This window comes from Ralstonia sp. ASV6, from assembly GCF_016429285.1.
In the GTDB taxonomy this organism is placed as follows: Bacteria; Pseudomonadota; Gammaproteobacteria; order Burkholderiales; family Burkholderiaceae; genus Ralstonia; species Ralstonia flaminis.
Genome location: NZ_JAELUI010000035.1, coordinates 38,175 through 45,305 on the forward strand (window position 1 = coordinate 38,175; position 7,131 = coordinate 45,305).

The window sequence follows — 7,131 nt, forward strand, 5'->3', positions numbered from 1 at the left end:
TCGGTCACCAAGATTCGGCCCGCGCAAACGTTTCATCTTCGCAAGAGCTACCCACACGCATGGATGGCCAGAAGCGTTTGCCCGACCTCATCACACCGACTGGAAACCACGATGCTCTCAACCAAAAAGACGCTGATCGCGATTGCTGTGCCTGTGTTCCTGTCCCTCGGCCTCTACGCCTGCGGCGGCAGTGACGACGCCACCAAGACCGCCGGCACCGACACGACGCCGGCCAACCCAACACCCACCAACCCAACCACGCCGACCCCGCCCGCCAAGCCGCAAGGCGTGTGGACGACGGGCGACCTGCACGTGCACACGGCCGAGTCGGCCGATGCTGTGACGCCGCTGGCGAGCGTGCTCGATCACGCATTCAACCTCAACCGCCTGGACTGGATGGCGGTGTCCAACCACCTGCGTCCGTCGCCGCGCGATGCCACGGGCGCCACGCTGCCGGGCGGGTCGATTGCAGCATCGGCGGGGATCGCGCAGTACGAGATGCCGGCCATTGCGCAGGCACAAGCCGCCGGCAAGTACACGGGCAAGCTGATTTTCTCGGCCACCGAGTGGGACATGCCCACGCACGATCACCTGAACGTCGGCATCTTCGAGGGCACCGACAAGCTGCAGACGTCTGCAAAGGGCTTAAACAAGTTCGAGTACTTCTTCACGCAGCAGGCCGCCGCGCTGTTCAACCCGAACGATGTGGCGGCATGGCAGCAGGAAGGGCCGCGCGCCGGCAGCACGCATGCTGATGTGGTGAACGCCTTCAACTGGCTCAAGACGAACTACCCGAACACCAGCTACGGCCTGATCAACCACCCGTCGCGCAACCCGGGCAAGTACACGGTGGCGGATTTCCGCCAGTTCAACGACACTGCGCCCGACATCATGTTCGGCATCGAGGGCATGGTCGGCAACCAGATGGAGCCCGATCGCGGCGGCTACAACAGCGCCTACATCGACGCCAATCTGCCAAACCGCACCTACGGCGGCGTCGACTACGTGGTCGCGCAAGTCGGTGGCGTCTGGGATGCCCTACTGGGCGAAGGCCGCCGCGTCTGGAACTTTGCGGATTCCGACCACCACTTCCAGGTGGACGCCACCCAGCAGTTCAGCAGCGGCTACTACCCCGGTGAATATGCCAAGACCTACCTCTGGCTGCCGGGCACCAGCACCGACCTGAAGACGCTGCTGGGCGCCATGCGTTCTGGCAAATCGTTCGGCGTATTTGGCGATCTCATCAATGCGCTGGACTTTCACGCTGACAACGCCACCGCCTCGGCTGACATGGGTGGCACGCTCACCGCGAAGGCCGGCGACAAGCTGACGATCACCATCCGCTTCAAGAGCCCCGACCACAACAACTATGAGTACCCGCTGGGCAGCGGCTTCAAGGCCAACATGCGCCCGGTGGTCGACCACGTTGACCTGATCGCCGGTGACGTTGGCCCCAAGGCCGCCCCCGGCACGCCTGCGTATGCGAAGGCGACCAACGACTCCACCAAGGTCGTCGCCACCTTCACCAAGGCGGACTGGAAAGTCGATGCCGACGGCTACAACAGCGTCACGTACACCACCACGGCAACCAAGAACCAGTACTTCCGCCTGCGCGGCACCAACCTCGGCATGAACGTGTCGGGCGAGACCAGCAACGGCAACCCGTTGCCCGACCAGAAGACGGTCGTGACGGAAAACGTGGCGCGCTTCAACGCCATCAATGACCGCAACTACAACGACCTGTGGTTCTACTCGAACCCGGTGTTTGTGTCGGTGCAGTAAGGCCAGCGTAAAGGCAGCTACGGCAGCAACTCAAGCGGCGGCCGGCGCCCCGGCCCGCCGCAGCCACACCGTCACCGCCAGCCCGGTGCCGCCCGGCCCGGGCGCCAGCGCAATCTGCCCGCCCATGCGATCGACGATCTGCCGCACGATCGCCAGGCCCAGGCCGCTGCCCTGGGTCTGCGTGCCTGCCAGGCGCGTGAAGCGCTCGAACACGCGTGCGTACGCATCGGGCGGAATGCCGGGGCCGTTGTCAGTCACCGTCAGCATGGCCCAACCGTAGTCGGCCGACACCTGCACGGTGACGTGTCCGCCTTCCTGCGTGTAGCGCACGGCGTTGTCCACCAGGTTGAACAGCAGGGCCGCAACCAGCGTGCGATTGCCCGACGTCCAGACCGGCTGCTCTGCCGCCTCCATCCCCAGGTCAATACGCCGGCCGTCGGCCAGCAGTGCGAGGTCTTCGAGCACGGTGCGCGCCACCTGCAAGAGTTCGACCGTTTCGCTGGTGGCAGCCGAGGCTTCGGCCTGCGAGAGCAACAGCAGATCGTTGATGAGATCGGCCAGATTGCGCGTGCTGGTGCGCGCGGCTTTCAGCACTTCGTGTAGCGCATCGTCGGCGTTGGTTTGCGCGGCCACCTGCATCTGCGTGTCGAGAATCGCCAGCGGCGTGCGCATCTGGTGCGCCGCATCGGCAATAAAGCGCTTCTGCGTGAGTGCGTTGTCGGCAATGCGCTGCAGATATTGATTGAACGCACCGGCAATCGGCTGCAGCTCGCGCTGCAGGCCCTCGGGATCGAGCGGTGCCAGATCGGTGGGCGCGCGTGCCGACACGTTGCCGGCCAACCGCAGAATCGGCCGCAGCTCCAGTGTCAGCCCGATCAGGATCATCGCCAGCGCCAGGCCCACCAGCGCAAGCTGGCGCACGGTGGAAGGCCACCACAACTGCCGGATCATTGCGTCGCGGCCGTTCATGGTTTGCGCCACGCGCGTGACGACACGCTCCGTGCGTCCGGCGTCGTACATGGTGCGCACGACTGCGGCCACGTGCACGGGCTGACCCTCCAGCAGATCGGCATAGGTGCCGGTGTCGGCCAGGCCCGCGGTATCAAAGGCGGGGCGCGTGCCGAAATCCAGCCGCCCCGCGAGCAGGCGGCCATGCTCGGTACTGACCTGATAGGCAATCTGGTCATGCACGGGAGTCTCGGGCGCGGCGAACACCGCCAGCGCTGCCGGCGGCACCGATACGCGCAGGCGACCCTCTTCCCATTCGATCTGGCCGCTGATCATTTGCGCGGCGGTGTCCAGCGAGTGGTAGTGCACGAGATCAGCGTTGTGGCGCGCGGCCGCCAGATCCAGCCAGGCATCGGCCGCCACATAGACAACCAACGGCAATGCCAGCCACAACACCAGCCGCGCACGCAGGCTGCGCGCGCGTGAGGTGGACGGTGCTGCCGCCCGTGCCGCTGGTTGCTCAGGAGGGTTGGGTCGAAGCATCGCGCAGCAGGTAACCGAGGCCGCGCAGCGTGACGATGGTGGCGGCGGAATGCTCCAGCTTCTTGCGCAGGCGGTGGATGTAGATCTCGATGGCTTCGGGGCTGGCCTCATCGTCCAGGCCGAACACGCCGTTGACCAGCGCGGGCTTGGACACCGTGCGCCCGAGCTTGAGCATGAGGATTTCCAGCACGGTGTGCTCACGCGCGGGCAACACCAGCGGCTGGCCGGCCAGCGCAAAGGTGCGGCTGCCCGTGTGGTAGGTCAGGTCACCACAGTGCAGTTCAACGGATTGATCGGGCGTGCTGCGCCGTACCAACACCTGGATGCGCGCGATCAGCTCGCGGATCTCGAACGGCTTGACGAGGTAGTCATCGGCACCGGCGCCCAGGCAGGCAACCTTGTCGTCGATACCGCCGCTGGCGGTCAGGATCAGCACCGGCACGGCGTTGCGGCGACTGCGCAGACGTTGCAATACGCCTTGCCCCGACAGCGTCGGCAACTGCAGGTCGAGCAGCACCACGTCGTAATGCTGCGTGAGCAGCAGGGTATCGGCGGATTCGCCATCCGTGGCGTGATCCACCGTGAAGTGCGCGCGGCGCAACGCTTCAGAGAGCCAGTGCGCCAACGGGGCGTTGTCTTCGATCAGGAGCAGCTTCATACGAAAACAGCGCGTCTGAAAAATGAAAGCGATTTGTGGGTTGCCGCTTCCTAGAATGGTGACGGCTGCCTACGCGTGCGCTTGGGGCATCACTTGCTGATTGGCCCAATGTTGCAGCGCGCGCGATACCGATATCTACAAAAGAGCCGGAGACAACTCAATGGGTGTTTTTACCTGCAGGGGTGCCCGCACACGCGGCTCCCGGGGCTGGATCACGCCGTTGCTCACTGCCTGTCTGGTGACACTGACGGCAGTGACCTCGCACGCCTTGGCGCAAGACCCCACGCGCCTGACCATCATGGTCAGCGGCACGGCCAAGATGATCTATCTGCCCGCCACCTTGGCACAGCGCCTGGGCTACTTCCGTGACGAAGGGCTGGAGGTGGAGCTACTCTCACAGCCCGCCGGCGTGGATGCGGAAAGCGAACTGCTGACCGGCTTCGCGCAAGGCGTGGTCGGCTTCTACGACCATACGATCGACCTGCAGGCCAAGGGCAAGGAAGTGCGCGCCATCGTGGTCTTCAGCCAGGTGCCGGGCGAGGCGGAAGTGGTGTCCACGCGACTGCCCACCACGGTGGAATCGATGCGCGAGCTGCGCGGCCGCACACTGGGCGTGACGGGCCTGGGTGCATCCACCAGCTTTCTCACGCGCCACCTGATGGCCCAGCAAGGACTGCCTGCGGGTGACTACACCATGCTGCCGGTCGGCGCAGAACACAGCTTCGTCAAAGCGCTGCGCAGCGGCCGCATCGATGCCGGCATGACCACCGACCCGACCGTCTCGCGCTTGGTGCGCAACGGCGAAGCCCGCGTGCTGCTCGATCTGCGCACGCTCGAAGGCACGCGTGCCGCGCTGGGCGGCCCGTATCCGGCGGCGTGCCTGTACCTGCAGACCGAATGGCTCGAAGCCCACCCGGAACTGGCCACCAAACTGGCCCGCGCTTTCGTGCGGACCCTGCGCTACATGCACGCGCACAACGCGGAGGACATTGCCGCGCGCATGCCGGCTGAATTCCGCCACGAACATCCTGAGCTCTACGTCAAATCGCTTGCCGCCGCGTTGCCCACCTTCAGCACCGACGGACGCATGCCGGACGACGGCCCACCCACCGTCCTGCGCGTCCTTGCCACCAGCAATGCCAACGCGCGCGACAAGCACATCGATCTCTCGCGCACCTATACCAACAAGTTTGTCGATCAGGTGCGCGAGCAACGCTAACTACGTCAGGCGCTTCGATCAGAACCGCGTGCGCATGCCGATGCCGAACTCGGTCTGGCTGTTGTGGCCGTTGGTCGAGCCCACGATGTACTGATCCTTCAGCTTCATGTAGTCGGCCGCCACGTAGAACTCGGTGCGCTTGGACACGTGATAGAACACCGAGCCGTACAGCGTGCTCTTGCGGCCGCTGCCCGAGGCCGTGGCACCCAGCACGCTCGCGTACGCGTTGAGCGTGTTGCCGTTGGCGTCGAAGGCGGCGTTGTTCGCCTTCATGATCTGGTACCCGATCTCGTAGTCGAACGCGCCTTGCGGGGCGACCTTCAGCGACACGGTGTAGGCGTTGTCGCTGCGGTTGCCGATCGCGGCCGGCTGCTCGCCGGTGTAGTGGAAGTAACCGGCGTTGATGCGGAAGATGCCCAGGATCACGTTACCGCCCACCGAGTACGAACGGTCGGTAAAGCCGTTGACCTTGGCCTGCTGCGCGAAGCCCGCTAGGTGGAAGCTGTCGCCGTTGTAGCCCAGGGCGAGCGACTCAGTGCTGCCTTGCGAGAACTGGCCCGGCACTTCGCCAAACTGATAGCCCAGGGCCGTGAGGAAGCGGCCGTCCCACATCTTCTTCCACACCACACCGTTGTTCAGGCGCGTGCCCGTGGCGCTGCCTGCGTAGAAGATCAGCTGCTTGAAGTTGTTGACGTTGGTGTAGCCGCCTTCATCCAGGCCCACCTTGTCGCTGGTGTACGGATCACCGTAGATGGCCGAGATATCGCGCGCAATCGCGTTCTGGCGGCCAAAGGTCAGCTTGCCCAGCGCTTCGCTCGACAGGCCCACCCAGGCGTCTCGGTTGAACAGCACGCCCGGGGTGTCCATGTTGCCGGTCGGCGTCTCAAATTCGGATTCCAGCCGGAAGATGGCCGACGTGCCGCCGCCCAGGTCTTCCTTGCCGGTCAGGCCCCAGCGGCTGCCCGAGAACCAGGGCACCTGGAAGCCGGTGGTGCGTGCGCCGGCCGCATTGGTGTTGTTGACGGTGCTGATGGTGGTGTCGATCAGGCCGTAGAGCGTCACGTTCGACGCCTGTGCATGGGCGCCGGTGGTGGCCAGGGTGGCCGCAGCGGCCGCAGTCGCCGCGAGGGCGAACTTGATACGGGACATTGAAGTCTCCTTCCTTTGTGGGTGATGGTGTCCGGTCGTGATGCCGGCTTGAGGGAACGCGCAAGGGCGGTGAATCCAGTCAATCAGGCCGCCCGATGCAATCGCTGGGCGAGCGTAGAGGGGGCCACCTTTCTGGAGCCTTTCGCGTCGGCGTGCGCGCAACGTTAGGGTTCGCCCGCATTGGGGGCGTGGATTGCGCGCGGATCGGGAGCGTTGTTGCGGCGCGCGCTGCAACGCATTGCAGTCGTAGAAACCCGGCTCGGAGTAGAGTGTCGAGTCGTCTTTCTGTCTTTCTCAATCCAACCCGACCTTCCCCATGCATCCGTCCCAAATGACCGGTCTGCAATTGCTGCAGGCCATGTCGCGCGGTGATCTGCCGCGCGCGTCCATCAGCGAAACCATCCCGATGTCGATGGACGCCATCGAATCCGGCGTCGTGCATTTTGGCGCCAAGGCCGACCGCCGCCACCTCAATCCGCTGGGTGGCGTGCACGGCGGCTTTGCCGCCACGGTGCTTGATTCGGTGACGGGCTGCGCGGTGCATTCCATGCTCGAAGCCGGCGTCGGCTACGGCACGGTCGACCTGAACGTGAAGATGGTGAAGGCGGTGCCGGTGGATACGCCGCTGGTGGCCGTTGGCCGCGTGCTGCATGTCTCGCGCACGATCGGCGTGTCGGAGGGCACGCTCAAGACGCAGGACGGCACGCTGCTGGCGCATGCCACGGCTACGTGTGTGATCCGCCGTCCGTAAGACGCGGCAACAAAGAGAAGGGGGCCTTAGCGCCCCCTTTTTTGCGCACGCAACCGGTGATGCTCAAGCCATCCGTTCGAC

The 7,131-nt window shown here is 65.0% G+C and carries 6 protein-coding genes; 3 read left to right on the forward strand and 3 right to left on the reverse strand.

Annotation, left to right across the window (positions count from 1 at the left end; all coding sequences use genetic code 11):
* Positions 1-111 precede the first annotated feature (111 nt).
* Complete coding sequence (locus JHD73_RS09245) at positions 112-1,782, forward strand: S-layer protein (RefSeq protein WP_199029997.1); 1,671 nt, start codon at positions 112-114, stop codon at positions 1,780-1,782.
* A gap of 30 nt (positions 1,783-1,812) precedes the next feature.
* Here the strand turns inward: JHD73_RS09245 and JHD73_RS09250 are convergent, their stop codons facing one another.
* Together JHD73_RS09250 and JHD73_RS09255 are read right to left on the reverse strand one after the other, a co-directional pair.
* Positions 1,813-3,273, reverse strand: a complete 1,461-nt coding sequence (locus tag JHD73_RS09250; RefSeq protein ID WP_199029998.1) for a sensor histidine kinase — start codon at positions 3,271-3,273, stop codon at positions 1,813-1,815.
* A complete protein-coding gene (locus JHD73_RS09255) occupies positions 3,251-3,931 on the reverse strand; it encodes a response regulator (protein ID WP_199029999.1) in 681 nt (226 codons plus the stop codon). Before JHD73_RS09255 ends, JHD73_RS09250 begins: the two co-directional genes overlap by 23 nt.
* A gap of 160 nt (positions 3,932-4,091) precedes the next feature.
* On the opposite strand from JHD73_RS09255, the gene JHD73_RS09260 reads away from it, so the two are divergent.
* Positions 4,092-5,150: an ABC transporter substrate-binding protein gene (locus tag JHD73_RS09260; protein WP_199030000.1), complete on the forward strand. Its 1,059-nt coding sequence runs from the start codon at positions 4,092-4,094 to the stop codon at positions 5,148-5,150.
* Positions 5,151-5,168: 18 nt separating this feature from the next.
* On the opposite strand, the gene JHD73_RS09265 is transcribed toward JHD73_RS09260, so the two are convergent.
* Positions 5,169-6,299, reverse strand: coding sequence for a porin (locus tag JHD73_RS09265; RefSeq protein ID WP_199030001.1), 1,131 nt, complete (start codon positions 6,297-6,299; stop codon positions 5,169-5,171).
* A gap of 316 nt (positions 6,300-6,615) precedes the next feature.
* Between JHD73_RS09265 and JHD73_RS09270 the strand changes: the two genes are divergently transcribed.
* Complete coding sequence (locus JHD73_RS09270; RefSeq protein ID WP_199030002.1) at positions 6,616-7,050, forward strand: PaaI family thioesterase; 435 nt, start codon at positions 6,616-6,618, stop codon at positions 7,048-7,050.
* The last annotated feature ends 81 nt before the right edge of the window (positions 7,051-7,131 follow it).